27 protein-coding genes and 2 pseudogenes are annotated in these 26,467 nt (G+C 59.9%); 19 read left to right on the top strand and 10 right to left on the bottom strand.

What is annotated here, in order from left to right:
• The first annotated feature begins 49 nt into the window (after nt 1-49).
• From tnpA to AC4CWF_RS20710, 4 genes and pseudogenes are all read left to right on the top strand, one after another.
• Nucleotides 50-493: an IS66-like element accessory protein TnpA gene (gene tnpA / locus AC4CWF_RS20725; protein ID WP_491287729.1), complete on the top strand. Its 444-nt coding sequence runs from the start codon at nt 50-52 to the stop codon at nt 491-493.
• Nucleotides 474-827, top strand: coding sequence for an IS66 family insertion sequence element accessory protein TnpB (gene tnpB / locus AC4CWF_RS20720; RefSeq protein WP_491287222.1), 354 nt, complete (start codon nt 474-476; stop codon nt 825-827). The genes tnpA and tnpB overlap by 20 nt, the downstream gene beginning before the upstream one ends.
• 54 nt (nt 828-881) lie before the next feature.
• Nucleotides 882-2,474: an IS66 family transposase gene (gene tnpC, locus AC4CWF_RS20715; RefSeq protein ID WP_491287221.1), complete on the top strand. Its 1,593-nt coding sequence runs from the start codon at nt 882-884 to the stop codon at nt 2,472-2,474.
• A 586-nt stretch (nt 2,475-3,060) separates the two neighbouring features.
• Nucleotides 3,061-3,261 (top strand): annotated as a pseudogene (locus AC4CWF_RS20710) (transposase); the annotation flags it as partial.
• A gap of 12 nt (nt 3,262-3,273) precedes the next feature.
• On the opposite strand, the gene AC4CWF_RS20705 reads toward AC4CWF_RS20710, so the two are convergent.
• The 3 genes from AC4CWF_RS20705 to AC4CWF_RS20695 are packed head-to-tail and all read right to left on the bottom strand — an operon-like array spanning nt 3,274 to nt 5,073.
• Nucleotides 3,274-4,425, bottom strand: coding sequence for a site-specific integrase (locus tag AC4CWF_RS20705; protein ID WP_491287727.1), 1,152 nt, complete (start codon nt 4,423-4,425; stop codon nt 3,274-3,276).
• On the bottom strand, nt 4,415-4,834 hold the full coding sequence (locus tag AC4CWF_RS20700) for a type II toxin-antitoxin system VapC family toxin (RefSeq protein ID WP_491287219.1): 420 nt from the start codon (nt 4,832-4,834) through the stop codon (nt 4,415-4,417). Before AC4CWF_RS20700 ends, AC4CWF_RS20705 begins: the two co-directional genes overlap by 11 nt.
• Nucleotides 4,834-5,073, bottom strand: a complete 240-nt coding sequence (locus tag AC4CWF_RS20695; protein WP_491287217.1) for a type II toxin-antitoxin system Phd/YefM family antitoxin — start codon at nt 5,071-5,073, stop codon at nt 4,834-4,836. The genes AC4CWF_RS20700 and AC4CWF_RS20695 overlap by 1 nt, the downstream gene beginning before the upstream one ends.
• A gap of 190 nt (nt 5,074-5,263) precedes the next feature.
• On the opposite strand from AC4CWF_RS20695, the gene AC4CWF_RS20690 reads away from it, so the two are divergent.
• The 3 genes from AC4CWF_RS20690 (at nt 5,264) to AC4CWF_RS20680 (ending at nt 7,527) form a co-directional block, all read left to right on the top strand.
• Nucleotides 5,264-6,394: an RHE_PE00001 family protein gene (locus tag AC4CWF_RS20690; protein WP_491287216.1), complete on the top strand. Its 1,131-nt coding sequence runs from the start codon at nt 5,264-5,266 to the stop codon at nt 6,392-6,394.
• A 90-nt stretch (nt 6,395-6,484) separates the two neighbouring features.
• Nucleotides 6,485-7,078 carry a DUF433 domain-containing protein gene (locus AC4CWF_RS20685; RefSeq protein WP_015647675.1) on the top strand — a complete coding sequence of 198 codons (594 nt, stop codon included), beginning with the start codon at nt 6,485-6,487 and terminating at the stop codon, nt 7,076-7,078.
• A 2-nt stretch (nt 7,079-7,080) separates the two neighbouring features.
• Nucleotides 7,081-7,527, top strand: a complete 447-nt coding sequence (locus tag AC4CWF_RS20680) for a type II toxin-antitoxin system VapC family toxin (RefSeq protein ID WP_071201502.1) — start codon at nt 7,081-7,083, stop codon at nt 7,525-7,527.
• 35 nt (nt 7,528-7,562) lie between these two features.
• Here the strand turns inward: AC4CWF_RS20680 and AC4CWF_RS20675 are convergent, their stop codons facing one another.
• From AC4CWF_RS20675 to AC4CWF_RS20665, 3 genes and pseudogenes are all read right to left on the bottom strand, one after another.
• The gene (locus tag AC4CWF_RS20675) at nt 7,563-8,123 is read right to left on the bottom strand and encodes a CHAT domain-containing protein (RefSeq protein WP_491287213.1); all 561 of its coding nucleotides are present in this window, start codon (nt 8,121-8,123) and stop codon (nt 7,563-7,565) included.
• A 387-nt stretch (nt 8,124-8,510) separates the two neighbouring features.
• Nucleotides 8,511-8,939 (bottom strand): annotated as a pseudogene (locus tag AC4CWF_RS20670) (integrase core domain-containing protein); the annotation flags it as partial.
• 82 nt (nt 8,940-9,021) lie between these two features.
• Nucleotides 9,022-9,480 (bottom strand): MarR family winged helix-turn-helix transcriptional regulator, encoded by a 459-nt coding sequence (locus AC4CWF_RS20665; protein WP_491287211.1) that lies wholly within the window; start codon nt 9,478-9,480, stop codon nt 9,022-9,024.
• Between the two features lie 276 nt (nt 9,481-9,756).
• On the opposite strand from AC4CWF_RS20665, the gene AC4CWF_RS20660 reads away from it, so the two are divergent.
• The 10 genes from AC4CWF_RS20660 (at nt 9,757) to AC4CWF_RS20615 (ending at nt 20,599) form a co-directional block, all read left to right on the top strand.
• Entirely contained in the window at nt 9,757-10,803 is a 1,047-nt protein-coding gene (locus AC4CWF_RS20660; protein WP_491287209.1) for a substrate-binding domain-containing protein, read from the top strand.
• 71 nt (nt 10,804-10,874) lie between these two features.
• Nucleotides 10,875-12,113 (top strand): urea ABC transporter substrate-binding protein, encoded by a 1,239-nt coding sequence (locus tag AC4CWF_RS20655; protein ID WP_491287207.1) that lies wholly within the window; start codon nt 10,875-10,877, stop codon nt 12,111-12,113.
• A 68-nt stretch (nt 12,114-12,181) separates the two neighbouring features.
• A complete protein-coding gene (locus tag AC4CWF_RS20650; protein WP_491287206.1) occupies nt 12,182-13,048 on the top strand; it encodes a branched-chain amino acid ABC transporter permease in 867 nt (288 codons plus the stop codon).
• Nucleotides 13,048-14,121, top strand: coding sequence for an ABC transporter permease subunit (locus AC4CWF_RS20645; protein ID WP_491287204.1), 1,074 nt, complete (start codon nt 13,048-13,050; stop codon nt 14,119-14,121). The genes AC4CWF_RS20650 and AC4CWF_RS20645 overlap by 1 nt, the downstream gene beginning before the upstream one ends.
• The gene (locus AC4CWF_RS20640; protein WP_491287202.1) at nt 14,114-14,842 is read left to right on the top strand and encodes an ATP-binding cassette domain-containing protein; all 729 of its coding nucleotides are present in this window, start codon (nt 14,114-14,116) and stop codon (nt 14,840-14,842) included. The genes AC4CWF_RS20645 and AC4CWF_RS20640 overlap by 8 nt, the downstream gene beginning before the upstream one ends.
• The gene (locus AC4CWF_RS20635; protein WP_491287200.1) at nt 14,839-15,543 is read left to right on the top strand and encodes an ABC transporter ATP-binding protein; all 705 of its coding nucleotides are present in this window, start codon (nt 14,839-14,841) and stop codon (nt 15,541-15,543) included. Before AC4CWF_RS20640 ends, AC4CWF_RS20635 begins: the two co-directional genes overlap by 4 nt.
• Before the next feature lie 78 nt (nt 15,544-15,621).
• Nucleotides 15,622-17,136: an amidase gene (locus tag AC4CWF_RS20630; RefSeq protein WP_491287199.1), complete on the top strand. Its 1,515-nt coding sequence runs from the start codon at nt 15,622-15,624 to the stop codon at nt 17,134-17,136.
• Nucleotides 17,136-17,435: a putative quinol monooxygenase gene (locus AC4CWF_RS20625; protein WP_491287198.1), complete on the top strand. Its 300-nt coding sequence runs from the start codon at nt 17,136-17,138 to the stop codon at nt 17,433-17,435. The genes AC4CWF_RS20630 and AC4CWF_RS20625 overlap by 1 nt, the downstream gene beginning before the upstream one ends.
• Nucleotides 17,436-17,484: 49 nt before the next feature.
• On the top strand, nt 17,485-19,080 hold the full coding sequence (locus tag AC4CWF_RS20620; RefSeq protein ID WP_491287196.1) for a GMC family oxidoreductase: 1,596 nt from the start codon (nt 17,485-17,487) through the stop codon (nt 19,078-19,080).
• Between the two features lie 13 nt (nt 19,081-19,093).
• Nucleotides 19,094-20,599, top strand: coding sequence for an aldehyde dehydrogenase (locus tag AC4CWF_RS20615; RefSeq protein ID WP_491287194.1), 1,506 nt, complete (start codon nt 19,094-19,096; stop codon nt 20,597-20,599).
• 424 nt (nt 20,600-21,023) lie between these two features.
• Here the strand turns inward: AC4CWF_RS20615 and AC4CWF_RS20610 are convergent, their stop codons facing one another.
• Genes AC4CWF_RS20610 through AC4CWF_RS20595 form a run of 4 tightly spaced genes read right to left on the bottom strand, consistent with a single transcriptional unit; the run spans nt 21,024 to nt 24,875 of the window.
• A complete protein-coding gene (locus tag AC4CWF_RS20610; RefSeq protein ID WP_491287192.1) occupies nt 21,024-21,842 on the bottom strand; it encodes an SDR family oxidoreductase in 819 nt (272 codons plus the stop codon).
• Nucleotides 21,839-23,401, bottom strand: coding sequence for a tripartite tricarboxylate transporter permease (locus tag AC4CWF_RS20605; protein WP_491287191.1), 1,563 nt, complete (start codon nt 23,399-23,401; stop codon nt 21,839-21,841). Before AC4CWF_RS20605 ends, AC4CWF_RS20610 begins: the two co-directional genes overlap by 4 nt.
• The gene (locus AC4CWF_RS20600; RefSeq protein WP_491287189.1) at nt 23,398-23,868 is read right to left on the bottom strand and encodes a tripartite tricarboxylate transporter TctB family protein; all 471 of its coding nucleotides are present in this window, start codon (nt 23,866-23,868) and stop codon (nt 23,398-23,400) included. The genes AC4CWF_RS20605 and AC4CWF_RS20600 overlap by 4 nt, the downstream gene beginning before the upstream one ends.
• A 23-nt stretch (nt 23,869-23,891) precedes the next feature.
• Entirely contained in the window at nt 23,892-24,875 is a 984-nt protein-coding gene (locus AC4CWF_RS20595; protein WP_491287187.1) for a tripartite tricarboxylate transporter substrate binding protein, read from the bottom strand.
• A gap of 173 nt (nt 24,876-25,048) precedes the next feature.
• Between AC4CWF_RS20595 and AC4CWF_RS20590 the strand changes: the two genes are divergently transcribed.
• Nucleotides 25,049-25,795 (top strand): FadR/GntR family transcriptional regulator, encoded by a 747-nt coding sequence (locus tag AC4CWF_RS20590; RefSeq protein ID WP_491287185.1) that lies wholly within the window; start codon nt 25,049-25,051, stop codon nt 25,793-25,795.
• Nucleotides 25,795-26,454 carry an RraA family protein gene (locus AC4CWF_RS20585; protein WP_491287183.1) on the top strand — a complete coding sequence of 220 codons (660 nt, stop codon included), beginning with the start codon at nt 25,795-25,797 and terminating at the stop codon, nt 26,452-26,454. The genes AC4CWF_RS20590 and AC4CWF_RS20585 overlap by 1 nt, the downstream gene beginning before the upstream one ends.
• Nucleotides 26,455-26,467 lie beyond the last annotated feature (13 nt).

Here is a 26,467-nt window from a genome sequence, read left to right as displayed (position 1 = left end):
AGAGCGGTGCTGCATGAGGTGTCCACCTAACGGAGGTGGACACCAAGTGATTGAGAGTGACGAAGGTAAGCTGGTTATCCGGCGGATTTTGCGAAACGGGCGTCGGCGGTATGACGGGGCGTCGAAAGCCCGCCTTATTGCGGCGAGCCTTGAGCCAGGTGTGTCGGTTTCGCGGCTTGCGCTAGATAACGGGATCAATGCCAACCTTCTGAGGAAATGGATCAAGCAAGCCAAGGAGGCGGGTCTTAAACATCAGCCCTCGGTATCGGCGTTTGTCCCGGTTGTGGCCGCAGATCGCAGCCTATCGACGGCGCTGACTGGCCGGAATGGTGAAGAGCGTTTGGCGAAACCAGAAAGGACGGGCCCTTTGTCCTCTCCCGTCAGAATGAGCGTGACACTACCGAACGGTGTGAAGCTGGCGCTGGACTGCGGCGATATGGATGCGTTGACGGCGATGATCGGGGCGCTTGGTCATGTTCCGCCTCAGCGCTGATCTGAAAGTTTATCTGCACCGCGAACCGATCGACTTCAGGGCCGGGATCAACAGCCTTGCAGTTCTGGTGCAGGAGGAGATGGAGCTGGATCCGTTTGCGCCTGCGGTCTTTGCATTCTGCAATCGCCGCCGCGACCGGATGAAGTTGCTGTTCTTCGATAGGTCCGGTTTTGTGATGGTGCTGAAGCGATTGACAGAAGACAGGTTCCGATGGCCCCGTCGGGAGACGGCCGTGGTGTCGCTTTCGACCGAGCAGCTCCATTGGATTCTCGACGGCATCGACATCGACGCGATAGTGCGCCATCCGGTGCGGCAATATCAGGTGGCTGGCTGACGCATCTCGAATCGAGGAGTTGACGTAGCGGCCTGCTTTCGATTCAAGAATCTGATGAATCGAACCGGCGAACCTGATGTTGCGGAGTTGATGGCGCAGTTGGCGGCGCATGCTGCCGAAATCGCCGCGCTCAAGGCCGAGAGGCAAGCGCTTTCGCAGCGCATCGTCAAACTCGAGGAAGAGCTGGCGCTGGCGCGACTGCATCGCTTTGCGCCTCGCAGCGAAAAGCACGTCGATCGCCTGTTCAATGAAGCCGAGCAGGTTGCCGTTGACGAGGACGCTGGTGACGACGACGGCGATCTCGTCGACCTGCCGGACACTGGCCTGCCGCCTGTGGAAAAACCAGAAGGCAAGAAGCGTGGCCGCAAGCCCTTGCCGGAAAACCTTCCCCGCGAGCGTGTCGAATACGACCTTGCCGACGATGAGAAGGCTTGCCCCTGCTGTCGGCATCAGATGCATCGCATGGGAGAAGCCGTCACCGAGCAGCTCCATATCGAGGTGAAGGCCAAGGTCCTGCAGAATGTGCGGTTCAAGTACGCTTGCCGTCATTGCGATCGAACCGGCATCAACACGCCGGTTGTCCTTGCGCCGATGCCCGCGCAGCCGCTGCCTGGCAGCATTGCCACGGCTTCAACGCTGGCCTTTGCGCTGGTTCACAAATATGTCGACGGCACACCGCTCTACCGTCTGGCCCAGGCCTTCGAGCGTGCCGGTGTTCCCGTCAGCCGCGGCGCTCTGGGTCACTGGGTGATCGGCTCGAGCGAGCGGCATCTCTCCCGCATCTATGACGCGCTGAAACTGCGACTTCGGGCGCAGCCGCTCATCCATGGCGACGAGACGACGGTCCAGGTCCTGAAGGAAAAGGACAGGGAGGCCGCTGACACGTCTTATATGTGGGCCTATCGCAGCGGCGAGGACAGCGAGGAGCCGATCGTTCTCTTCGATTACCAGCCGGGCCGCGGCCAGATCCATCCGCAGACATTCCTTGGGCGTTATCGCGGCATCGTCATGAGTGACGGCTACACCGCCTGGCGCACCCTGGAGGGGGCAACCCATATCGGATGCATGGCCCATTCCAGACGACGCTTCGTCAATGCCCTCAAGGCGAGAAAGAAAGGTGGCGGTCCGCCGGAGCAGGCGCTGAAGTTCTTCGAGCAGCTCTACCGGATAGAAAGGTTGGCGAAGGAGGAAACGCCGAAGGAAGGCGAAACGCAAGACGATTGCATTCGCCGCTTTCGCCAGCTTCACAGTGTCCCCATCCTCGATGCCCTCAAGACATGGCCCGATGACATCGCGCCGAAGGTCCTGCCGGACAGCAAGCTCGGCGATGCCATCTCCTATACCCTGAACCAATGGGACTACCTGACCCGCTACCCGCAAGACGGCAGGATGCCGATCGATAACAACCTTCTTGAGCGTGACATCAGGATTTTTGCAACGGGTAGAAAATCGTGGCTCTTCAGCGACACTGTCGAGGGAGCCAAAGCCAGTGCTGTTGTCTACAGCATCATGCTGACATGCCGGGCTTGCGCCGTCGAACCCTTGGCATACCTGCGCCATGTCCTGACCGAATTGCCGCAGCGCGCCACAGACGCCGATATCACCGACCTGCTGCCCTACAACTTCGCCAAAACCGTCGCTGCCTGATCCGATACGACCGAATGACAGCAACCCACGTCAAACGGGCTGCGTCAACGTGCATGGAAACAAGCGCTTACGGTTTACCCGTCTTACCGATAGGATATGCCGATGACAAACATCCTCCTGTTTCCGAGGAAAATGGCGCCCGAATGCTCTCCTCCTGTTGATGTCTGTCGTGAGCCCACCGCGGATGAGGCCAGGCAAATCATCGAATGCCTCTGGTCAGCAAGCAGTCGCAATTGGCGGCGGCCAACTGGGAGGTTCAGCAGCTTCTGAATTCCTTGGACTGCAACCAAGAGCACCCTGCTTCACCCTAGGCCGTTCGTGGCAAACGCGCCCGAGCCATGACGGCCGCGATGGTATCTGTCCTGCGGGCGACCTTGGGCGACGAGGCTGGCTTTTCTTGGATCGCATCCGCAACGCTGCATCTTGGCTGCAGGGCTGCCCTGCAGCCAGAAACATGGCCGAATGGTGATTTCTCTGTCGCTCATCCTCTGGAGTTTAGCGCATGATTTGGCAAACAGCTCTGTTGCTCGGATTGTCGGTTCTCTGTAACCGGTGTTCCGCTCCCACGTTGTCCTCGCCGCCGTGATCTGAGATCGCCTACCTTCCGCCCTACAGTCCAGACTTTAACCCCATCGAGAAGGCCTTCGCCAAGCTCAAAGCTGTCTTGCGCGCCAAAGCCGAGCGGACCGTCGAGGGCTTATGGAATACCGTCGGCCACATCGTCACGCTGTTCGAACCACAAGAATGCACCAACTACTTCAAATCCTGCGGATATGAACCCGAGTAAAGTGGACGGGCTCTAGTCCAAACGACGAGAAGCGCGTCCACTGCGTCGTTGTGCGTGGTTGTAGTATTCCGACGCCTGCTGGACGGATCGATGCCGCGATTGCTCCATGGCTTCTGGGAGGGAAATGCCGCGATTGGCCGCTTCTGTCAAATAACCGGAGCGCAGGCCGTGGGCCGAAAACTCCGCCGGATCGAGCCCGGCCAGTTCCGCCCGGTGCTTCAGAATGTCATTGATGGCCTTGGGGTCCATCGGACGGCGCGAAACATTTCCCCAGCGATCAATCGCCCTGAAGACACTGCCCTTGTCGATTTTTGAAGCCGCCAACCACGCGTTCAGCGCCTCGACCGGTCGACCGCTGAGGTAGACAACTTCATCACTGTCGGCGCCGCTGGTCTTGGTGCGACCGAGATGAATGGACAGCGAGGGCAGGGGAGGGGCGCCATCAAGGTGGATAGGCTCTTCCTGCTGCAGCTGCTCGATCCTGAGACCCGCGATCTCGCTGCGGCGACGGCCGCCCGAGGCAAAGGCGACCATCAGGATCGCACGGTCTCTGACATCACGTAGGGTTCCCGTCGTGCAGGTTGCGATCAACCTGGACAGAATGTCCCCAGTGACGGCCTTGGCGCTTTTCCGCTTCCTTGGCCGCGGCGTCGCACGCACGGCCAGTCGGATTGCTGACTTGAGGGCAGGGGAGCTGAAAAAGCCATCCAGCCCCCGCCATTTCGTCAGCGTCGACCAAGTGGCAAGGCGTCGTCGCACGGTGTCAGGAGCATGCGGGCCGGGCGATCGAAGCAATCCTTGAATGCGGAGCTTTTCCTCGACGCCAGCTGGCATGCCGTGTTCCGGATCCGTCAGGCGCTTTTCCGCATCCCAGAGATGGTGCGCGACAAACTTGAGGAGCAGCGCTTCAGGTGCGGGCCAGGGGAGCGATCGGCGGGTCGCCGCAAGCGACCAGGCCTGTAGATACGCCAAGTCGGATGTGAGCGCCCGCAGCGTATTGGCACCCATTCCCTCGTTGACCAGGTGACGCAGCGTCTCGACATCCTGATCGGTCAAAAGCTCGGCCAGCTCGTCTCGCCGCTCCATCGGCAGCACCGCGGCTATCGTATCGAGCTCGTCGACACGCCGATCCACTGAAGTTGGGTCTGGCCGCCTAGTCTCCATAGGCAAGAGGTCCGAGCACCCTTACACTCTCCTTCCGAGCTGCCGCCGCCAACTTACGATCGAGTGTGGCAAGCTCCAGCTGTTCAAGAACAGCCAAGGCGAGATACGCGGCGTCGTATGCGCTCAGTTGGTGCTCCCGTGACAAACGAACAACCTCGGAATCGTCGCCGGACCCAGATAGTTGCAATGGTAGGGCCCGTAGCCGTGCCAAGCCGGAATAGATCAAATCGCTTGAGATGCGGCCGCGACGTTCGGCGCTCAGGAGAATGCTGCGGATTTCATGGATGAGAAGATCAGGTGCAAAGGCGTCATCGTCTGCCATGCGGGCCAAGGTCTCATCTGCCAGCGCGTTCTCTTCATCTGGTAGAAGCCAGGCTCCGACAACAGACGCGTCAACCACGAACGGCATCAGCGACGCCCGTCCTGTTTCCAGTCCTGGATCTCATCCTGTGTAACCGGGCTGCTCTTGCCGCGGAATGCGCGCATAGCCTCAATCGCTGATAGGCGCTGGCGTCGTTCATTCATTGCGACCAGTCGTGCTACGGGATCGTTGCCACGGGCAATGATGAAGTCCTCGCCCGCTTCAACGCGCACCAGCAGTTCGGACAGATGGGTCTTGGCTTCGGCAACCTTCACGATTTGCGTCACGGGGCGGCTTCTCAGTTCTCTTTGCTTCTGGCGATGGTTCGAAATTAAAGCAAGAGACTATGATGGTCAACCGGGTGACTATTTCGCATCCGATAAGGGTTACTTATCGATGGTTAGGGGGCCAACCAGCAATCATACCATGTGAGGAACCCTAATCTTCAAATAGCGTTCCTGTAAGAAATCGTTTACCATGATTTCAATGGCTTACGATCTCGCGAAACTCAGCATGACGAACTTGATGCGGCCGGCTTTCGACGCCGGCGTCGTGCTCACGCGTCTCGACGAGCGGATCGCCCGTTCGCCGATCGGCCAGGGATGGATCGAACGTTCCCATTTTGCCGACGCTTGCGCTTCGCTGTGGATCGACGGCGACCTCGTCCATCTCGAAGACCTCGTCCTCCACGACGCCACGAAGGATATTCGCACACCCACCCATGAGCTGACCATCGCCCGCGACGTGCTGCGCACCCGCCGACGCGTCGCGGGCCAGTCACCGGACTGGGCGCTGTCCGCCGACGGCATCCGCTCGCTGCGGAAAACCTCGGAGATCGGGGCGGGCGGCGCGGACGAGGTTACGACGACCGGAGTTATTCGGCCGGCGATCGCGATCGACGCGGAAGGGGAGGGGGATGGCACCGACGAGGCCCAAGATCTCCCCGGCGTCGACTATGCTGCTATCGATGCGCTGCTCGCCCGCTCGGAAGCTGCGATCGAACGAGCCAAAAAGCCCGGTCGGGCTCCGGCCGATCCGCTGGTCTATGATCTCGACTGGGACGAGGATGCCCGGCTCGATGAATGGCGTGGCGTGTTGCGTCAGGCTGAAAACCTACCGGCGGTGCTGCAGGCGACCATCGCCCTTGATGCCTGGAACGAGTTGTCGGTGCTGCAGCACGCGCCTTGGCTCGGGCGATTGTTGGCCGCGTCAATCCTGCGCCGGGCCGGCGTTACCACTGGTGCCCATCTCGCCGCCGTCAACCTCGGTCTCAAATCTATTTCCGTCGATCGGCGCCGGCATCGCGATCGGGAGACCCGGTTGTTAGCCATTGCTCACGGGTTTTTGGCGGCCGCGGAGATTGGCATGAAAGAGCATGACCGGCTGACCCTGGCGAAAACGATGATGGACCGAAAACTGAAGGGGCGGCGGACGTCGTCAAGACTGCCGGAGCTGGTCGAGCTGGTGATCGCGAAACCGCTCGTGTCGGCCGGGATGGTGGCGAAGACGCTGGATGTGACGCCGCAGGCGGCGCGGCGGATCGTTTTGGAACTCGGCCTCAGGGAGATGACGGGGAGGGGGAGGTTTCGGGCGTGGGGGATTGTCTAGAATGGGTCAGAACGAGATGAAATCGAACGACGGGCCTTGCGCTATCTCTAATTCGGTCCTATCTTTCGGAGTGAATTAGGAGGCGATCGGATGGAACATCTGACAACGGCACAGGCGGCTTTTGTGGTGGGCGCGCCGCTGGACATCTTCAAGAAGGTTGTCGAGCGCGCGCCGATTAAGCCGCAACTCGTGAAGCGAGGTGGTCGAAGCATTCGGCAGTTCGGTCAAGCTGAGCTGGTGTTTCTCCATGCCTATGACGAACTCAAACTGGCGCTGACGCCCAAGAGCCAATCCGAGTTCTATGAGGCGTTGCGGACGACATCCCTGAAGCGCAGTCTCGCGAAGGAAGTCGTGTTCGGCAAACAGCGCTACGACATCGGTCAGCACCTAGTCTTCGTCGAGCGCAAGCTGAAGGAACTCGAGAAGCTCACCGATCAGGTCGACCTATCCGGGAAGGAGCCGGTCATCCGAGGCACGCACATCGAGGCGCATCGGATCGCTGCTCTTCTCAACGCCGGCGCCACGGTCGAAGAGATTCTTCGCGACTATCCCTCCTTGAAGGAACAACAGGTCGTGGCGGCGCGCGTCTATGCGGAGGCGCATCCGAAGGCGGGCCGGCCGTACCCGAAGCAAACGGCAAAAGCCGCCATGCGCGCAGCCGATCTTAGCGCGCTGGATGACTGAGCTTGAAATACCTGCTCGATACAAATGTCCTGAAAGAGATTGGTCGACCCGAACCGCACGAGAATGTCGCGGCTTGGCTCGATACGATCGATGATACCGATCTCGCCATCAGCGTGATCTCGGTTCGAGAGATTTCGAAAGGCATCGAGAAGAAGCGTAAGACCGATGACGTCGTGGCGAACGCGATCGCCAAGGCTGCCGACGCAATCTTCGCGGCTTATCAAGGTCGCATTCTCCCCGTCGACGAGCCTGTCGCACGCCGTTGGGGTCAGATGCTCGGTCAATCAGATAAGAATACCGACGATACCGGCTTGGCCGCGACAGCGCAGGTGAATGATCTTATCATGGTGTCACGCAACGTCGCGGATTTTCAGGGCCGGGGCGTCACGGTCCTTGATCCGTTCAAGAAGCCTGCCAGATCTGTGCCCTCCCAAGATGTGGCACGATGAGCTTCGACCGGATCGGATAAGATATCTAAATTATCTCAGCCATCCACAATTCTGCGGAACGGATCACCAAACACGTGCAGGGCTAGGAAGCGTGCAGGATCATATCCCGTTGCTTTTCCTACGTCCCGATTGGCTTTGAAGACCGCGTCTATTACCTGATCTCCAGCATCCCAACGTTCCAGGAAGGCCGGAAACCACCTCGGTGTAATCGACGAAGCGAGGGGCCACGGTGACGCCACAACCGTGGAGCATCCTCGGTCCAACAACTGACGCGTAAGCCCAATTGTCATGTTTGCCGCAGGGTGCTTGTCGCTACGGCCGCCGCTGCAGACAAACAAAACCACGACTCCTACATTGCGAAGAGCGTCTGCCAAGTCAGACGCAAAAATTCGCAAATTGCCTTCATCGGAAACCTGGTGAAAAAACGGTTCTCCATCCGCTACGCTGCCGTGGGCGGCTATCTTCAGGCAGACAAAGTCTGGGTACTCGGCATTCAAAGCAAACTCTATCAGTGGAGTAAGGCGAATCCCGACGATCAATGGCGGGACATGTGGGGTTGGTTGACCGACCTCAGAGTGCTCCGCCATGCCTGGCATCGTGTTGCTTCCAACAAAGGAGGACGCACGGCTGGGGTTGACGGGATGACGGGATGACGGTGGAACGCATCCGGAATAGGAGTGAACAGCGCTTTTTGGTCGATCTCCAAGCGGATCTGCGCAGCGGCGCATATCGGCCAAGCCCGGCCAGACGCAAGCTCATTCCAAAGGCCGGGAAACCGGGGCAGTTCCGGCCCTTGGGAATCCCCACCATCAGGGACCGCGTTGTACAAGGCGCGGTCAAGATTCTTCTGGAGCCGATCTTCGAGGCGCAATTCTGGCATGTCTCTTATGGGTTCCGACCCGGTAGAAACACGTGTCCGTCGTCGAATGATTTGAGACTTTTTGGGCTGTGGAAGATTGGAGTTTCCGGCTCGGTTTGCGGGTTTAAGCCGCGTTGGCCTGGTGGTTCAAGCGGCGCTGTCTGATTGTGTCTCGTTTGATCCTTTCACGTTCGAGCAGGATGGTGTGGCCGAGCCCGAAGTAGACGTCGGCCGGAGTGAGATTGTCGAGGCTCTCGTGGTATCTGCGATGATTGTAGTGCTCGACGAAGTCAGCAATCTGGGCTTCGAGGTCCTCCTGGAAGAAGTAGTTTTCGAGCAGAATGCGATTCTTCAGCGTCTGGTGCCAGCGTTCGATCTTGCCCTGCGTTTGCGGATGGCCCGGAGCGCCGTGAACCTGCTTGATCTTGTATGTCTCCAGCCATTCACCGAGATCGGAAGCGACGTAACACGGTCCGTTGTCGGACAGCAGGCGCGGCCGGTGTTCGACCTTGACCTTGTCGCAGCCTGAGGCTGCCAGCGCCAGGTCGAGCGTGGGGGCGCCGGTTCAAATCCGTTCATGACCCGATAAACTGAATCACCAGACCGATCTTCAGCGGGCAGGTCAGATACGCAGGTCAGATACATTGAGTGGGCTGTTGATCTGTCTTGTCGTGCGCAGACGATGTTGGTCCCTTGGCATTCACCAATATGGTTCTCAAATGACGGAGAAAATCGGCCTGCTCGTGTCCAAGCAGATCAGTCAATTGCCGCTCGATATGCGCCCCAACCGAGCGCGCAGCTTCGAACCGTGCAGCGCCCTTATCCGACAAAAAAATTAGGACGCGGCGACGATCGCTCGGATCAGGCCCGCGATAGACATCTGCTGATGCGACCATTTTGTCGATAATCTTGGTGAGCGTGGGGGAATCAACAAAGACGCGTGAAGCGAGATCGCCCATGGCGATGCCGTTCTCCACCTCCACGGCCTGAAGCACGCGATACTGTTCGATTGAAAGACCGTGCGACCGGAGGCCGGCATCGAGGCTCTGCTCCATCTGGCGATTCACACCGCAGATCAAATTCGACAGCTGCATCTGACGCCTCCAGGTTGCAACAATTTTCAATATTTTCTTCTACATATAATTTTTTGAAGACATCAGGCAAGTCTCTGCATGCTGCTTTATGCTTAGAGATTGAGCGCCTTCTTCCGCCTGATGCCGAAAATTTAAGCCAGCCAGCAATCTCAGACCAGCCAGAACGCGCGTGGCGCAGGTATTCGGGTGCCTGATGCGATATTTACAAGAGCTGGCACGCTTCATGCTTCCAGTGTTGGCCGTTGACAGAATCCGCCATGCAGGGGAGTTCTGAAATTGAACACTGTCAGGATAGGTTTGCTGATTGCGCAACAGGGGTCGGCTGGTCTCTGGGGCCCGTCGGCGGAAGCTTGCGGCCGGTTGGCGATTGACGAGATCAACCGGCAGAGCGGCATTCTCAGGCGGCCTGTTGAACTGCGCGTCATCGATGCGGGGCTCACCGCGCAATCTGCGGCGCAGGCGGCAAACCAAGCGGTCGTGGAACAGAAGGTTTCCGGCGTCGTTTCGATGATCCCAAGCTATGCGCGGGATTCGGTAGCGCGCGTCACAAGTGATCGGGTTCCTCTGGTCTACACGCCGCAATTCGAGGGATTTGCCGGCAATGTCATGACAACCGGGGAGACAGCCGACGAACTGATGTCTCCCGCCCTGCACTGGCTGATGGAACGCAAGGGTGCGCGCCGCTTCTTTCTCTGTGGCAATGATTACATATGGCCGCGTTGCAGCCTGCAAATCGCCCGCACGCTGATTGAACGCTGCGGCGGTATCGTGACCGGAGAACTCTATGTTCCGGTTGGCGTGGTGGACTATGACGAGATCCTCGACCGCATCCGCACCACGCGCTCCGATGTGGTGCTTCCCTATTTTCTCGGCTCGGACAACATTTCCTTCAACCGCGCATTCTGCGAAGTCGGGCTGTCTCCCCAGGTGTTGCGCTTTACTTCGGCGATAGACGAAACCGTGGTCTACGGGCTGCGCGAAGAAGAGACCGAAAATGTGTATGTGTCCTCGGCCTATTTCGCGGCGATCCGTTCACGCAATAACGGCGCGTTCCTTGAGCGCTACCACACAGCCTATGGCGAAAATCCACCTCCCGCCAACGCCTTCGGCCAATCCTGCTACGAGGGGATCTACTCGTTGGCTGCCATGGTCGAGGAGGCCGGAAGCTTCGATGTGCGGCTTCTGAAAAAACTGTTCGGCCGTGTTCCGATGCGCAAGACCGCCCGCGGTCTCGAAACCACGCCCGCCGTTGGCAGCCGTCATCCCGTACATGTGGCGCGTTTGGATGGCTACCAGTTTTCGATCATGAACGGCCTCCCATAAAAGTAGTTGCGTTTTCAAATATTGCGATATTAAATAACCCTATGGTGATTATAACCAAGGGGAACCAAACCATGATCCTGTCGCGCCGCCGCTTCCTGCATCGCTCAGCCCTCACGTCCGCCGCGCTGATTAGCGCGCCTGCCATCATGCGCTACAGCGCTTTGGCCGCCGATAATCCCATTCTCCTTGGCGCGCTGCACGATCAGTCTGGCGCGCTTGCGGCTTCCGGCACGCCGATGGTCTATGCGCTCAATCTTGCGGTAGAGGAAATCAATGCGGCGGGAGGACTGATCGGCCGTCCGGTGAAGGTCATTCACTACGATACGCAATCGAGCATCCAGATGTATTCTCAGTACGCGCAGCAGCTGGCGCTGAAGGACAAGGTGGCCGTCGTGCATGGCGGGATCACCTCCGCCTCTCGCGAGGCCGTGCGCCCGACCTTCGACCGCTTCAAGGTGCCGTATTTCTATAACGTGCTGTATGAAGGCGGCGTCTGTGATCGCAACACGTTCTGCACTGGCACCACACCTGCGCAGACGGTTGAAAAGCTCGTTCCCAGCGCCATGAAGAAGGCTGGCAAGAAGGCCTATATCATCGCGGCCGACTACAACTATGGCCAAATCACCGCCAAATGGATGACCAAATACGTCAAGGACAATGGCGGTGAAGTTCTGGCAACCGACTTCTTTCCCCTCGATGTCACGAATTTCGGCTCAACGATTTCCAAAATCCAGGCTGCCAAGCCGGATCTTATTCTTTCGGCACTGGTTGGCGGCAATCACACCGCTTTCTACCGGCAGTGGGCCTCGGCAGGCATGAAGGGCCAGATCCCCATTGCCTCCACCACATTCGGTCTCGTCAACGAGCCTTCGACGCTGGACGCAGCCGAGAGCGAGAACATTCTCGGCGCCTACGGCTATTTCGAGGAACTGGATACGCAGGCCAGTAAATCCTTCGTCGAGAAAATCAAGAAGGCGCAGCCCGACACGCCCTATATCAGCGAGCTGGCCGCGGCCACCTATGAGGGCGTGCATCTGTGGGCGCTCGGGGTGAAGAAAGCCGAGGCGGTCGACCGCATGAAGCTGATCGAGGCGCTGGAGGACGGCATCTCCTTCGATGGCCCAAGCGGCAAGGTCCTGATCGACAAGGCTACGCACCATACGACCCGCAATGCGTTTCTGGCCGAGGTCAAGGATCGCAAATGGTCGGTGCTGGAAAGCTACCCGGATGTGAAGCCGCTCGATACGGCCAGCGTCTGCGATCTGGTGAAGAACCCCAACGACACCAAGCAGTACGTCATCAATCTCTAGTCGCGATCCGCCGGGCGGCGCGGTGTGCGCCGCCTTCCCATCCCTGCTTCAGGAGGCGAAGGGTCGACATGGACATCTACCTCGTTATTCTTCTTGACGTCATCAACGGTACGGCATCGTTGTTTCTGCTCTGCCTTGGTCTCGCAATCATCTTCGGCATGATGAAGATCATCAATCTCGCCCATGGCGAGTTCATTATGCTGGGCGCTTACGCCACGGTCATTTCCACCAATGCCGGGGTCAATATCTGGATCGCCATGCTGCTGATCGCACCGCTCTTCGTCGGGCTGGTGGGACTGCTGATCGAACGCTGTCTCATCCGCTTTCTCTACGGACGGCTGGTGGATTCCATGCTGGCCACCTGGGGCCTGAGCCTGCTTATCATCGGCATCGTGACGACAATTTTCGGCAATACGATCCAGGGTGTGCCGACGCCGCTCGGCGGCTTCTCCATCGGCAGCTACCGGTCCAGCTACTACACGCTGTTCCTGCTGGCCATGGCACTGGTGATGATAGCCATCGTTTATGGCGTGATGCGGCATACGAGGCTTGGCCTCATTGCCCGCGCCACCATGCAGAACCCGGCCATGGCCAATACGCTCGGCATCAATCCGGCCCGCGTCTACATGGGCACGTTTGCAGCCGGGGCTGCGGTCACGGGGCTTGCTGGCGGTCTGCTTGCACCGGTTTCCGGCATCACGCCGGTCATGGGCGGGGCCTATGTGGCCAAAGCCTTCATCACGGTGGTTGGCGGCGGTGCGGCCATGCTGTCCGGTACGTTGTCGGCGTCCACCCTGTTCGGCTCGCTGAACCAGATCGGTGCCTATTTCACCACCCCGGTCTATGGCGAGGTCATCGTCTTCACCTCCGCCATTGTGCTCATTCGCCTTCTGCCTCAAGGCATATCAGGCCGGTTCTTGAAGGGGAATCTGTAATGCCTCACCGTCTCAGCCTCACTGCGCAGGCGCTTGCGGTCGCAATCGCGGCAATCGGCATCGCGCTTGCGCCGGGTTACCTGGAAATCTTCACCTTGATGCAGGTCACGCTTTTTGCCGCCATGGCGGTGCTGTCGCTCAGCCTTGCTTTCATCTGGGGGTATGGCGGAATTCTCTCCTTCGGCCAGACAGCCTTCTTCGGCCTTGGCGGTTACACCTATGCGATTGCGGCCATCAACTTCCAGGATTCCACACAAGGCATCCTGCTGGCCATCTTCATTCCCGGCGTGTTTGCCGCCATCCTTGGCTACTTCGTCTTCTATGGCCGCATTTCCGATGTCTATCTCGGGGTCATCACGCTGACAGTCACGCTGATCCTGTTCAACGTCATCAACTCCACGTCCGGCGACGAATACCACATTGGCACGGCCATGCTCGGCGGCTTCAACGGCATTCCGGCGGTTCCCACCTTCAACATGCCCTTCGATCCGCAAAGCCCGCTATCGCCGGAAGCATCGTGGTGGACCACCGGCAGCATTCTTCTCATTGTTTATCTCGGCTTTCGCCTGTTGCTGGCAAGCCCGTTCGGGCGGGTGGTCGTGGCCGTTCGCGAAAATGAAACACGCGCCTCGCTGCTGGGTTACGATCCGCGCATGATCCGGCTCATCACCTTCATCATCGGCGGGGCGGTGGCCGGTCTCGCAGGCGCGCTCTACGTCAACTGGGGTGCGTTTGTCGGCCCCACCATTTTCAGCCTGTCGCTATCGGCGGAAATCATCATCTGGATCACGATCGGGGGCCTCGGAACACTGCTTGGTCCCGTCCTTGGATGTTTCCTGATCCAGTATATCGTCGCTAACATCGGCTCGCAGCAGACCTTCAATTCCAACCTGGTTCTCGGTGCGGTCCTTATCGTCTTCGTTCTGCTGCTGCCCAAGGGGCTGGTTCCCACCATTCGCGATCTCGTCCTGCGGCTGATGGCTGGAAAACCGCAAGCCAGGAGCGGCGCAGCAGTCGAGCTGACTGCGGCTCCCGACAATCCACACCCGGCAGGAGCACCGTCACATGGTTGAACTGACACCTCTTCTGAAAACGGAACATCTCACCATGCGGTTCGGCGGTGTCGTTGCCAATGACGATATCAGCTTTACGCTTCAGGAAATGGAGCTGCGCTGCCTGATCGGCCCGAACGGTGCGGGAAAGAGTACCTTCTTCAAATCGCTGACCGGCCAGCAGACTCCGACCTCGGGCACCATCGCGTTTCGCGGGCAACCGATCGCGGGCAAGCTTCCGCACGAAATCGCCCGCATGGGCATTGGCATCAAGACGCAGGTGCCCAACGTTTTCAACGGTCTCTCTGTGCGCGAAAACATCTGGCTTGCCGCCCGCCGCAAGGCCACGCCCAACGGCCTGCCGAAGCTTATGGCAAGCGTTCTGGACCTGATCCGGCTGACACAGGAAAGCGAGCGGATTGTCGCCACGCTTTCGCATGGCCAGCGACAATGGGTGGAAATCGGCATGGTGCTGGCAGCCGAGCCGGACCTCATTCTGCTCGACGAACCGGCGGCGGGCATGACCGACGAGGAAACACTGCGCACCGCCGACATCATCCGTGACATCAACCAGTCGCGCGCCATTGTCGTGGTGGAACACGACATGGCCTTCATCCGGCTGATCGCCAAGACGGTGACGGTGTTTCACCAGGGACGCGTTCTCATTGAGGATACCGTCGACAAGGTTCTGGCGGACCAGCGGGTGCGCGATGTCTATCTCGGAAAGAAGGTGGCCGCATGACGACGCTGCTTGACGTGAGGGGCCTGCGCTCCGGCTACGGACGCATTCCGATCCTCGCCGGCATAGACATGACGATGGCGCAAGGCGAGTATCTGGGCATTCTTGGCCACAATGGCATGGGTAAGACGACGCTGATGCGTACCCTGATGGGGCATCTGCCAGCGACCGCCGGTTCGGTGGAGTTTCAGGGCAAGCCCATGACACAGATGAAGCCGTTCGAACGCTCTCGCCTCGGCCTCGGGCTGGTTCCGCAGGGGCGCGAGATCTTTCCAGACCTCAGCGTCATGGACAATCTGCGCATGGGTCTTGCTTCAGCGCCTAAGGAAGACAAGTCGATCATCGACATGGTCTTGCAGGATTTCCCGCGGCTCGTCCGTCTGCTTGACCGGCGCGGCGGCGCGCTTTCCGGCGGGGAACAGCAGCTTCTGGCGCTGGCGCGCTGCCTTTGCACCCGGCCCCGCCTGATCCTTCTCGACGAACCGACGGAAGGCATCCAGCCCTCGATCATCGAGGAAATGATCGAAACGCTACTGGCACTGAGGCAACGCTGGCAGCTTTCGCTGGTGGTCGTCGAGCAGAATCTCGAATTCATCACCTCTCTGTGTGACCGCATCCTGCACATCCAGAAAGGCCGCATGACCGGCGAACTGGACAGGCAAGCCCTTCTGGCCGGAGAGGTCGGCATGGGCGCCATGGCCTGAACCTGCGGGAGACTCGTTCTCCCACTCCACCCCATCACTGACGTTCAACACTCTTGTTTCAACAGGAAAGGATACCCCATGTCCATTACACGCCCGACCATTGAGGATGTCGCAGATCTGGCTGCAAGCCTTCACATGAACATGTCGCTGGAGGAGGCCGCGGAATATCAGGCCCTGATGGGCGGCATGTTCGATGCCTACGACGTCATCGATGCCCTGCCAAACCCTGTGCCGCTTGTAAAATATCCGCGCACTCCCGGCGCGAAACCCGAACCGGCAGACAACACCTACGGCGCATGGGCGATCAAAAGCGAAGTCAAGGGTGCCGCCGAAGGCAAGCTTGCAGGAAAGACGGTTGCGCTCAAGGACAATGTGGCGCTGGCGGGCGTGCCGATGATGAACGGTTCCACCACGCTGGAAGGTTTCATTCCCGCCGCCGACGCCACCATCGTGACCCGCATGCTGGACGCGGGCGCCACCATTCTTGGCAAGGCAGTTTGCGAACATTTCTGCCTTTCTGGCGGCAGCCATACCTCTCATCCGGGTCCGGTACACAATCCCTGGCGGGCGGGCTATTCGGCTGGCGGCTCTTCGTCCGGCTCGGCGGCTCTGGTGGCAGCTGGCGAAGTGGACATGGCAATCGGTGGCGACCAGGGCGGTTCGATCCGCATTCCCGCCTCCTATTGCGGCATCTACGGCATGAAGCCGACGCATGGCCTCGTTCCCTATACGGGCGTGATGCCGATTGAATCGACCATCGACCATACCGGCCCGATGACGTCATCCGTTGCCGATAATGCTCTGCTTTTGGAGGTGCTGGCCGGTGCGGACGGGCTGGATCCGCGGCAATATTCTCCGCAGGTTGCTGCCTATACACAGGCGCTCGGCAAGGGTGTCGAGGGCTTGAAGATCGGCATTCTCAAGGAAGGTTTTGACCTGCCCAACCTCGACCCCGAGGTGGAAGCCAAGGTTCGCGCAGGGGCGGAGCGTTTCGCCGCCATGGGGGCCAAGGTTTCGGAAGTTTCCATTCCGGCCCATATGACCGCGCTGGCAGCGTGGAACCCCATCACACTCGAAGGCTTCGTCATGCAGATGATGCATGGCAACGGCATGGGCTTCAACTGGAAGGGCCTCTATGACGTTGGTCTTCTGGATGCGCATGCGGGTTGGCGGCAGAAGGCCGACGATCTTTCCCAGACACTGAAGCTGACCATGCTGGTGGGGCAGTGGGGCCTTTCGCACTATCGGGGCCGCTACTATGCCAAGTCTCGCAACATCGCCATTGCCGTGAAGGCTGCCTATGATGCCGTGTTCGGCGAATACGACCTGCTGCTGATGCCCACCCTGCCATGCGTCTCAACGCCGCTCCCGGGTAAGGATGCCCCGCTTGCGGAGGTCGTCACACGCGCCTTTGAGATGACCGCTTCCACCAGCCCCTTCGACGTCACCGGCCATCCGGCCATGTCGGTCCCCTGCGGGCTGTCTGACGGGCTGCCGGTTGGCCTGATGCTGATCGCAAAGGATTATGGGGAAGCCACGATCTATCAGGCAGCCAGTGCCTTTGAGGCGGATGGCGACTGGAAAACCTTCTGATGCGGACGATCACGGCCATCATCCGGGTGAAAGCGGGAGGGGAAGGCGTGATGCGTGATGCGCTGCTGGCGGTGGCGGACCATGTGCATGCCCACGAACCGGACACGCTGGGCTTCTTTATTGCCCAGGGCGATGCGGATCCGTGCCTTTTCACCACCTATGAACGCTTTGTCGATCAGGCGGCGATGGACCGGCACAATGGATCCTCGGCCGTGGCCGCCTTCTTCGAACGCGTCCAGCCGGTTCTCGATGGCCCGGTGACGCTTGTCACCGCAGTCGAGACCTCTGCCAGACCGTAAACAGCAGGCCGGCAGTCTCTGCGCTGCCGGTCTGTTTTTCTGAAGGAGTATGCCGATGACAGTTTACGATACAATCATCGTGGGTGCTGGCTCTGCCGGTTGCGTCGCAGCGTTCCGGCTCAGCGCCGACCCGGGCCGCCGGGTGCTGGTTCTCGAGGCGGGTCGGGATGCCCCGCTCGCCTCCAATATCCCCTCGGACTGGGTGACCATGTTCAACACGCGCGCAGACTGGGGCTATTACACCGAGCCACAGGCGGGCTGCCGTGGCCGGCGCATCTTCTGGCCGCGCGGAAAAATGGTGGGTGGTTCCAGCGCATTGAACGCGATGATCTATATCCGGGGCCTGCCCGGCGATTACGATGCCTGGGAGGCGGCAGGCTGTGCGGGTTGGGGCTGGAAGGATGTGCTCCCCGCCTTTATCGCCAGCGAAGACAATGCAAATTTTCCTGACAATCCGCACCATGGCACCGGCGGGCCGCTGCATGTGGGAAACGTCGCGTATGTGGATCCGCATGAGCGGCTCTGGCTGGAGGCGGCGGAGGCCGCCGGTTATCGCCGCAATGAGGATTTCAATGGCGAAAGCCAGGAAGGTGCGGGGCTCTTTCAGTTCACGGTGCGCAACGGCGAGCGCTGGGGAGCCGCCAAAGCCTATCTGCGCCCGGCCATGCAACGGGCCAACCTCAGTATCCGTAAGGGTGTGCTGGTCACCGGCCTCGTTCTGGAAGGAGGCCGGGTAACCGGCGTTCGCTATCTGGCAAACGGACTGGCGCATACCGCGCATGCGCAGAGCGAAGTGATTATGGCGGCAGGTGCCATCGGCACGTGCCAGATCATGCTGCTCTCGGGGATAGGTCCGGCAGACGAATTACGTCAGGCCGGTGTGCAGCCCCGCCATGACCTGCCGGGCGTCGGCAAGGACTTGCAGGACCACATCAACATTCCCATCACGGTCTATACGCGCACGCCGATGGGCATTGGCGCATGGACCGAGGATATTCTGGCAGACAGCTTCGCGCAGTGGCGCGACCACAGAACCGGTATCCGCACCTCTCCCTGGGTGGCGGCGGGTGCGCATGTTTGCAGCGAGCCCGGCATCGATCCGGACCTGCAACTCTATGGTGCCATCTCTCCGCATCGTGACTATGCCCGCTTTTTAGGCGGACGCTCCGGGATCACCGCGCATTGCGTGCTGCAACGCCCCAAGAGCCGCGGCGAGATCCGCCTGCGATCCGCAGACCCGACAGAGCATCCGGCCATCGATCCCAGATACTTCGCCTCCGATCCCGACGGCAGCGATCTTGCGACACTGGTCAGGGGTATCCGCATCAACAGGCAAATTCTTGCCACGTCTCCCATTCGCGATCTGGTCGACTACGAACTGACACCCAGCGCGGAATGCCGTTCCGGCGCGGAACTCGAAGATTACATTCGCGGTCATATGACTACCCTTTATCATCCATCCAGCACCTGCCGCATGGGCGTGGACGCCATGGCCGTCACCGATCCCGCAAGCATGGCGGTCCACGGCCTTGAGGGGCTCTACGTGGCGGATGCTTCCGCCATCCCGATCATGGTGTCGGGCAATCTCAACGCTCCGACCATCATGCTTGCCGAGCGCGCCTGCCAGAAGATCCTGGCCCACTGAGGAGAGAAGCTTCATGTCCATCAATGCACAGTTCAAAAGCTGGCACGACAAGGCCCGTTCCCTGAAGCCGGAGGGGCGCCACTTCATCGACGGTGATTTTTCATCGGCTATTTCGGGTGCGGTTTTCGAAAGCATTAATCCCGCCAACGGAGAAGTGCTGGCAGAGGTCGCCCGAGGAGCAAGCGAAGATATAGACCGGGCGGTCCAGAGTGGCGCAAGAGCCTTTCGCGCCGGGGGCTGGTCGCGCATGGCTCCCCGACAGCGCATGTCGGTTCTTTATCGGTTTGCGGATCTCATTGAAGCGCAGTCGGAGGAATTTGCCCTGCTCGACACGCTGGATATGGGCAAGCCGATTTCCGAAATGCTGACGGTGGATGTGCCGCTTGCCCTTGCCTGCCTTCGCTTTACCGCCGAATGCATCGACAAGCTGCAAGGCAGCGTCGGCGCAACGGCGAACGATGTTCTGTCCTACGTCATCCATCAGCCGCTCGGCGTGGTGGGGTGCATCGTGCCTTGGAACTATCCGCTTCTGATGACGACCTGGAAAATCGCACCGGCACTTGCCGCCGGTAATTCGGTGGTCTTGAAACCGGCCGAGCAATCCCCTCTTTCCGCACTGCTTCTGGCACGCCTCTTCTTGGAGGCAGGCGGGCCACCCGGCGTCTTCAGCGTGGTCAATGGCTATGGGCCGGATGCAGGGCGCGCGCTGGCGCTGCACCCAGACGTCGCCAAAATTGCCTTCACCGGCTCGGTCGAGGTGGGCAAGCTGATGATGACCTATTCCGGGCAGTCCAATCTGAAGAAGGTGACGACCGAATGCGGTGGAAAATCGCCGCATGTTATTATGGCCGATGCGCCCGATCTGGCAATGGCGGCGGACTGGGCGGCCATGGGCATTTTCGGCAATCAGGGCGAGGTCTGCTGTGCCGGTTCCCGTATCCTGGTGCAGCGCGAAATCCTGCCCGAGTTCATCGAATTGCTGCGCTCCCGGGCAGAAACTTCCTACCGGCCCGGAGATCCGCTTTTGGCCGCGACCGGCATGGGGCCGCTGGTGGATGTGAAACAGCAGGAGCGCGTGCTGCGCTACATCGATATCGGGCGATCGGCAGGCGCGACCTGTATCACCGGTGGCGGCATTCCGGCGGGTCTCGAAGGCGGTGCCTTCGTCGCGCCGACCATCTTCGCCAATGTGAGCAACGACATGGCGATCGCCCGGGAGGAAATTTTTGGCCCCGTGGCAAGCATCATTGCCTTTGACAGCTTTGACGAGGCCATTGCGATTGCCAACGATACCAATTTCGGGCTTGCGGCAGGCATCTGGACAGCCGATCTCGGCAAGGCGCACCGCTTCGCACGCGATGTGGAAGCCGGCATGGTTTACATCAACAGTTATATGAACGGTGATATGCAGTTTCCGTTCGGCGGCTGGAAGGAGAGCGGCAACGGACGCGACAAGTGCATGGATGCGCTCATCTCCTACACTCAGAGCAAAAGCGTCTGGGCCACCATTGGATGTTAGAATTTCTTGCTGTCTGACGGATCTACGGGGGCAAGTTTCACAGCAAACTCTGCGCGCAAAGCAAAAGCATCCGGCATCGATCCGATAGTGGAGTGCACTCCATTTTACCGGACATGTCGGCTAGTTTGATTTAGCCCTGATGAACTGCCGAGGGGAAGCTATCTTGAGCGCGGAATGGGGATGGTGTTGAGTTTCAGCAGTATTTAACCCGCTTTTCCATTTCGCGTTGTCCCACCAGATCCGGTGTAGTCTATTGTCCGGTAACAATTTATCTGGCGTGAGTGGATCGCCGCATAATGGCAAAATGGATCAAACTGACGCGAAAACCAGCAGAGGGTGCAGCACAGTTTGCCAACTGTGCGCTGACAACGAAAGAACCCGCTCGGTTGGCCGAGCGGGTTAGACGTCCGAAAAGCGTCTGCCGTCACCAGGCCGTGAAGCCGCCGTCGAGAACCAGGTTGGCGCCAGTCATGTAGGTGGAAGCGTCGGAGCCGAGGAACTGCACTATCGGGCCGAACTCGTCGATCTCCGCCTGGCGGCCCATGGGCACGCGCTCCAGGAAGGCATCGATGAACTCCTTGTCGAAGGAGCCGGTCTTGACGCCGCCGAAGGTGACGAGATTGACGCGTACGCCCTTTTTCGCCCAGTAGGTGGCGAGATAGCGGGTCATGTTGACCAGGCCCGATTTCGAGGCGGCGTAGGAGATTGCCTTGATGAACGGCTTTCCGTCGCGTGCTTCGCGATAGGCATAAAGTGCTTGGTTGGGCGACACGAGGCCATACATTGAGCCAACCATGATGATTGAGCCGCGACCGGCCTCGGCCATCTTGCTGCCTACCACCTGGGTGGTCAGCATCACGCCCGTAAGGTTGGTGTCGATCACTTCGTCCCAGTATTTCTTTGGATAGTCTTCGAATGGCGCATTCTGGTCGGCGTTGCCATCTGGCTTACTGTCGATGCCGGCATTGTTGATCAGGATGTGCGGTACTCCCCATTCGGCGATCAACTGGTCGGTTGCCTTGCTGAGGCTCTCCTTGTCGCGCACGCTGGCCTCGTAGACGCGAACGTTGTCGGCAAGTTCGCCGAATTTCTCGACGATCTGTTCGCGCGAGAAGGGGCGGCGGCTATAGATCGCGACCTTGGCGCCTGCTTCGGCCAGCGTCTTGGTGAATTGGGTCCCTAGTTGGCCGAGACCGCCAGTCACGACGGCGACACGATCCTTAACGGAGAACACGTCTTTCATTGCGAATTTCCTTTCGTTGAATGGGAGGCGTCGAGCACGGCCTCCGCAGGATCATCAGCATCCGGTCCTTGGCCACGCCGCGTCCAGGCGCGGTAGATGGCAAGCACAAGGATCGTGCAGACGACGATGCCGAGACCGCCGGCCACCGGCCGCTCGAAGAAGCCGAGCAGGTCGCCGCGAGCGATCTGCATCGACATGATGAAGTTGCGTTCGAGCACGGGTCCCAGAACGAGGCCCAGGATGATGGGGGCGATCGGAAAGCCGTTGCGCTCCAGCAGGTAGCCAACGACACCCGCGATCAGCATGGTCCAGACGTCGAACAGCGTGTTGTTGACGGCATAGGAGCCGACGAAGCAGCACAGCAGGATCATAGGCACGATGACGGCGCGGGGCACCGACAGAACATGCCGGGCACCCTTGATCGCGAACCAGCCTAGAGGGAACAACAGCAGGTTGGCGACGAAGAAGGTCAGGATGATTGCCGTCGGCATGGTCGGGTTTTCGAGGAACAGGCGCGGGCCGGGCGAGACCCCCTTCATGAACAGAACGCCGACGGCAATCGCGGTGACCGCGTCACCCGGGATCCCGAATACCAGTGCCGGGATCCAGGCGGAGGAAAGACCGGCATTGTTGGACGAAGTGGCCTCGACCAGACCTTCCGGGTGGCCGGTGCCGAACTTCTCGGGCGTCTTTGAGAATTTGCGGCTCATGCCATAGGCTATCCAGGCAGCGAGATCGCCGCCCACGCCCGGCAGCGCTCCCACGGCAGAGCCGAGCGAAGTGCCGCGCACCACGCTCATTGGATACCTACGCAACAGCGCAAACATGCCGCGATAGGGCTTAATGTCTCCCACCTTCGGCGCTGGGGGCAGCTCACGCTCCAGTGTGGTGAAGCCGCGTATGATTTCGGACAGGGCGAACATGCCGATCATCACCGGAATGAAACTGATGCCGCCCGACAGCTCCAGGATGTCGAAGGTGAAGCGCGGCTGGCCTGTGGTCACGTCGAGCCCGACGGTGGACAACAACAGGCCGATGACCAGAGAGACGGCACCCCTGATGGGATTGCTGGAACTGACCAGTGCGCAAGTCATGAGGCCGAGCGTCGCCAACCAGAAGAACTCGAAGCTGGAGAAGTTCAGCGAGACCTGCGCCAGTGCCGGGCCGGAGACCAGCAGGACGGTGGCGCCGATCAGTCCGCCAATGGCGGAGAAGAAGAAGCCGAGCGACAGGACTTCTCCGGCTTTGCCCCGCCTCGTCATTTCATAGGCTTCCTCGGTATAGGCGGCCGAGGCCGGTGTGCCGGGAATACGGATTAGGGCTCCTGGGATGTCACCAGCGGTAATCGCCATTGCCGTGCTGGACACGATCAGGGCGATCGCCGCCAGCGGTTCCATGTAGAAGGTGATCGGCACTAGCAGGGCAGTCGCCATGGTGGCAGTCAGTCCCGGCAGCGCACCGATGAATAGGCCGTAGACAGATCCGATCAGGATGGCGAGCAGCACGCTTGGCGCCATCACCATAAAAAAGGCCGTCTCGAAAGTTTCGAAGCTCATCATAGGAATGCTCCTAGCGGGCCAGCGGGAAGCTCCACATGCATAACCCTGGTGAAGCTCAGATGCAGCGCCAGGACAAACAGCGGCGCGACAATGGCGATGGTGAGAGGCCGGGCACCCATCAGGATCATCAGCACGGCCATGAAGATCATGCCGATCAGCGGAAAGCCTACAGACTGGAACAGCAGCGTTCCCGCCAGCAAGGCGCCGATGGTCCAGATCGCTGTCACTCGTTTTCGCTTGGATACCTTCCATTCGCTGATGTCGACCAGCGGATCGGTCATGGGCTTCGACCAGGCTTGCCAGCCAAGCAGCCCTCCGAAAAGGATCAGGGCACCGCCCGTGATGGACGGCATGAGGTCAGCGCCGAAGCGGACTCCGGGCACTTGTGGAAGGCCGGCGGAGGCGATGATCACGCCTCCGCCGAACAAGATCAGCCCGGGGCCGATCAGTCTTTCGCTAAGTTTCATGTCGATGTCTCTTGCTGTGGCCGCTACTTGGCCAGACCAACCGCTTTCATGGTCTCGCTCAGGCCGTCATGGGCGGCCATTACGGTTGCGGTGAAAGTCGGCGCATCCTGATAGGCGACCGAGAAGCCGCGCGAGGTCATGAACTTTTTGAACTCGGCGTCTTCCGTGATTTCCTTGAGCGCGGTGCTGACCTTCTGCACGACGTCGTCGGGCAGTCCCTTGGGCCCAGCCAGGCCGCGGAAGGGAAGAGGCGACCACTTGATGCCGAGCACTTCGTCCGAGGTCGGAAGGTCGGGATAAAGCGGGCTGCGCTCGCTCGAGATCATCGCGATGGTCTTGGCCTGATTAGCCTCGACGAGAGCCTTTGCTTCGGCGGGCGAGGTGGAGACCACGGCAATGGCGCCGGAGGCCAATTGCTGCAGCGCCGGCGCTGAGCCATCCGAAGCAACCCAGTTCGCCGCAACGGGATCAATGTCCACCTTTTCCAGCAGGCCGACCCAGGCAAGATGCGAGAGGCCGCCACGGTTTGCGCCGGAGGCTGCGACGCCGCCCGGGTCAGCTTTCACGGCTTCGATCAGGCCCTTCAGATCTGAATAGGGGGCGTCGGGGCGGATGTTCACGGCAATGGCGTCGGCATTGAAGCGACCTATGAAGGTCAGGTCCTTCGGAGTCACGCCCTTTAGGCCCTGCGCTTCGTACATCGCACTTTCGATGGTGACGACGCCGATTGTGTAACCGTCAGGCGCGCCCTGGACGATTGCAGAATGGCCGACGAGGCCGCCGCCGCCGGTGCGGTTCACCACATTGAAGGGTTGCCCGAACTTCTTCTGCAGGCCTTCGGCCACAGCGCGGGCGGTGGCATCGGTGCCGCCGCCCGCTGCCCAAGGCACAATCACGGTGACGGCCTTTTCCGGCCACTCGGCCATGGCGACGCCAGCACTCAGGACGACTGCCATGCCAGCCACTCCGGCTGCGGCATGGCGCAAAAACTCATTGATCAAAGACATAATCTCTCCTCCCGTTTCCCTTTCGTGCTCGGCGCTGCGTCATCCTCCCGCTGTGCCGACACTTGACATATGACCTATGACATAAGTACTGTAGGCGCATGATTGGTGATGCGTCAACCACTTCGCTAAATCTGAAAAAGACCAAAACGGCCAAGACTGCGGGAGCCGACATCATGAAAGCCGAAATTGCCACAATGCCAAAGCGAGACCGCCTGCACATCATGGTGGCATCGGCGCTGGAGGCCAGTATTCTCAGCGGCGAATTGAAGATTGGCGACAAGCTGGATTCGGAAAGTGCGATTGCCAAGGAGTTCGGCGTGTCCACGCGCGCGGTGCGCGAGGCCATTCATACGCTTGAAACAAAAGGGCTACTATTGCGCCGTCACGGCGAACGCACGACCGTGGTGCGCGAGGATGTGAACGAGTTTCTCGATACGCTGGCCGTGACGGTCCGTCAGCGGCTGGCGGCGGAGCCGGAATACCTGCAACAGCTCATGGTAGCGCGCCGCATGATCGAGACCGAGATTCTTGAGATTGTCTGCGCGTCGGATGCGCCGATCTCCCCCGAGGTAACGGAGAGCCTGGAGCGCATGCGCAAGGCGCGTGATGAAGTGGACTTTTCTGGCTTCGTCGATGCCGATGCGGCCTTTCACCTGGCAATAGTCCACTCGGCGGGCAATCGCATTCTGTCGATCATTTACGACAATTTCGCCAGTCTCATTAGCGAAGTCATCCAGGTGACGAGCCGGGTGCCGACCAAGTCGCTCGACGACGCATACGACGAACACGCCGCGATCTATCAGATGATCAGCGAGCACAACGAAATCGGGGCAAAGGCATTGGTCCGCGCCCAAATCGACAACAGCGCTAACTATCTGCGCATTGCCATTCAAAAAGCTTCCAAGGGAGGAAAGCAGTAATGCCTGATTTTGACTATTCGGACGTCGACTGGGGCGCGATCAAGCGCTTGAAAAAGTGGTATTCAGGTGACGTGCACGACAGCATGGAGGCGCTCGGTCTCTGGGGGCACCTGGAAGGCATCAAGTTGCTGGGTGCGTTGGCGGATGGGGCCGTGATCTGTGGACCGGCTGTGACCGTCCTTTTTGGCTTGTCGGATCGCAAAGGCGAACCACAGGACGTCTATCACAATGCGATCGACAACGCGCCGAAGGGCGGTGTCCTCGTCTGCGACGCTTCCTGTGCGCCGGGCTCGTGCTCCGGCGAGCTGATGAGTTCTGGTGCCAAGACACGTGGTGCGGCGGCGACGATCGTCAACGGCACGGTACGCGACCTCGCACAGGTTCGCAAACTCGGCTACCCATTGTTTGGCACCGAGCCGAGCCCGGTCGGCGTGACCGGAAAGAAGGAACCGATCGAATCGCAGATCCCGATCAAGATCGGCCGCGTCACCATCAAGCCTGGCGACGTTATCTTCGGTGATGTGGATGGTGTCGTCTGTATCCCGAAGGAGCACTTGGCTGCTGTCGCTGACCAGGCCGATACGCTTGGAGACCATGAGACCGCGGCCCGCGATCGCATCTTGACGGGTGAGAAGCTGCAGTCCGTCTGGCCGGTGTGAACGGCTGAACTTC

The organism is Neorhizobium sp. PAMB6630 (assembly GCF_058242775.1).
The sequence above is the reverse complement of the archived record's forward strand: the minus strand, read 5'-3'. Positions and strand labels throughout refer to the sequence as shown.

What these genes read in the sequence shown, in the direction of transcription:
- AC4CWF_RS20610 (WP_491287192.1), bottom strand. Translation starts at nt 21,842, where the DNA reads ATGAAAGACGTGTTCTCCGTTAAGGATCGTGTCGCCGTCGTGACTGGC.
- AC4CWF_RS20585 (WP_491287183.1), top strand. Translation starts at nt 25,795, where the DNA reads ATGCCTGATTTTGACTATTCGGACGTCGACTGGGGCGCGATCAAGCGC.
- AC4CWF_RS20650 (WP_491287206.1), top strand. Translation starts at nt 12,182, where the DNA reads ATGGACATCTACCTCGTTATTCTTCTTGACGTCATCAACGGTACGGCA.
- AC4CWF_RS20625 (WP_491287198.1), top strand. Translation starts at nt 17,136, where the DNA reads ATGCGGACGATCACGGCCATCATCCGGGTGAAAGCGGGAGGGGAAGGC.
- AC4CWF_RS20635 (WP_491287200.1), top strand. Translation starts at nt 14,839, where the DNA reads ATGACGACGCTGCTTGACGTGAGGGGCCTGCGCTCCGGCTACGGACGC.
- AC4CWF_RS20615 (WP_491287194.1), top strand. Translation starts at nt 19,094, where the DNA reads ATGTCCATCAATGCACAGTTCAAAAGCTGGCACGACAAGGCCCGTTCC.
- AC4CWF_RS20600 (WP_491287189.1), bottom strand. Translation starts at nt 23,868, where the DNA reads ATGAAACTTAGCGAAAGACTGATCGGCCCCGGGCTGATCTTGTTCGGC.
- AC4CWF_RS20665 (WP_491287211.1), bottom strand. Translation starts at nt 9,480, where the DNA reads ATGCAGCTGTCGAATTTGATCTGCGGTGTGAATCGCCAGATGGAGCAG.
- tnpC (WP_491287221.1), top strand. Translation starts at nt 882, where the DNA reads ATGAATCGAACCGGCGAACCTGATGTTGCGGAGTTGATGGCGCAGTTG.
- AC4CWF_RS20690 (WP_491287216.1), top strand. Translation starts at nt 5,264, where the DNA reads ATGATTTCAATGGCTTACGATCTCGCGAAACTCAGCATGACGAACTTG.
- tnpB (WP_491287222.1), top strand. Translation starts at nt 474, where the DNA reads ATGTTCCGCCTCAGCGCTGATCTGAAAGTTTATCTGCACCGCGAACCG.
- AC4CWF_RS20685 (WP_015647675.1), top strand. Translation starts at nt 6,485, where the DNA reads ATGGAACATCTGACAACGGCACAGGCGGCTTTTGTGGTGGGCGCGCCG.
- AC4CWF_RS20595 (WP_491287187.1), bottom strand. Translation starts at nt 24,875, where the DNA reads ATGTCTTTGATCAATGAGTTTTTGCGCCATGCCGCAGCCGGAGTGGCT.
- AC4CWF_RS20620 (WP_491287196.1), top strand. Translation starts at nt 17,485, where the DNA reads ATGCCGATGACAGTTTACGATACAATCATCGTGGGTGCTGGCTCTGCC.
- AC4CWF_RS20655 (WP_491287207.1), top strand. Translation starts at nt 10,875, where the DNA reads ATGATCCTGTCGCGCCGCCGCTTCCTGCATCGCTCAGCCCTCACGTCC.
- AC4CWF_RS20630 (WP_491287199.1), top strand. Translation starts at nt 15,622, where the DNA reads ATGTCCATTACACGCCCGACCATTGAGGATGTCGCAGATCTGGCTGCA.
- AC4CWF_RS20705 (WP_491287727.1), bottom strand. Translation starts at nt 4,425, where the DNA reads ATGGAGACTAGGCGGCCAGACCCAACTTCAGTGGATCGGCGTGTCGAC.
- AC4CWF_RS20590 (WP_491287185.1), top strand. Translation starts at nt 25,049, where the DNA reads ATGAAAGCCGAAATTGCCACAATGCCAAAGCGAGACCGCCTGCACATC.
- AC4CWF_RS20700 (WP_491287219.1), bottom strand. Translation starts at nt 4,834, where the DNA reads ATGCCGTTCGTGGTTGACGCGTCTGTTGTCGGAGCCTGGCTTCTACCA.
- AC4CWF_RS20605 (WP_491287191.1), bottom strand. Translation starts at nt 23,401, where the DNA reads ATGATGAGCTTCGAAACTTTCGAGACGGCCTTTTTTATGGTGATGGCG.
- AC4CWF_RS20640 (WP_491287202.1), top strand. Translation starts at nt 14,114, where the DNA reads ATGGTTGAACTGACACCTCTTCTGAAAACGGAACATCTCACCATGCGG.
- AC4CWF_RS20645 (WP_491287204.1), top strand. Translation starts at nt 13,048, where the DNA reads ATGCCTCACCGTCTCAGCCTCACTGCGCAGGCGCTTGCGGTCGCAATC.
- AC4CWF_RS20675 (WP_491287213.1), bottom strand. Translation starts at nt 8,123, where the DNA reads ATGCCAGGCATGGCGGAGCACTCTGAGGTCGGTCAACCAACCCCACAT.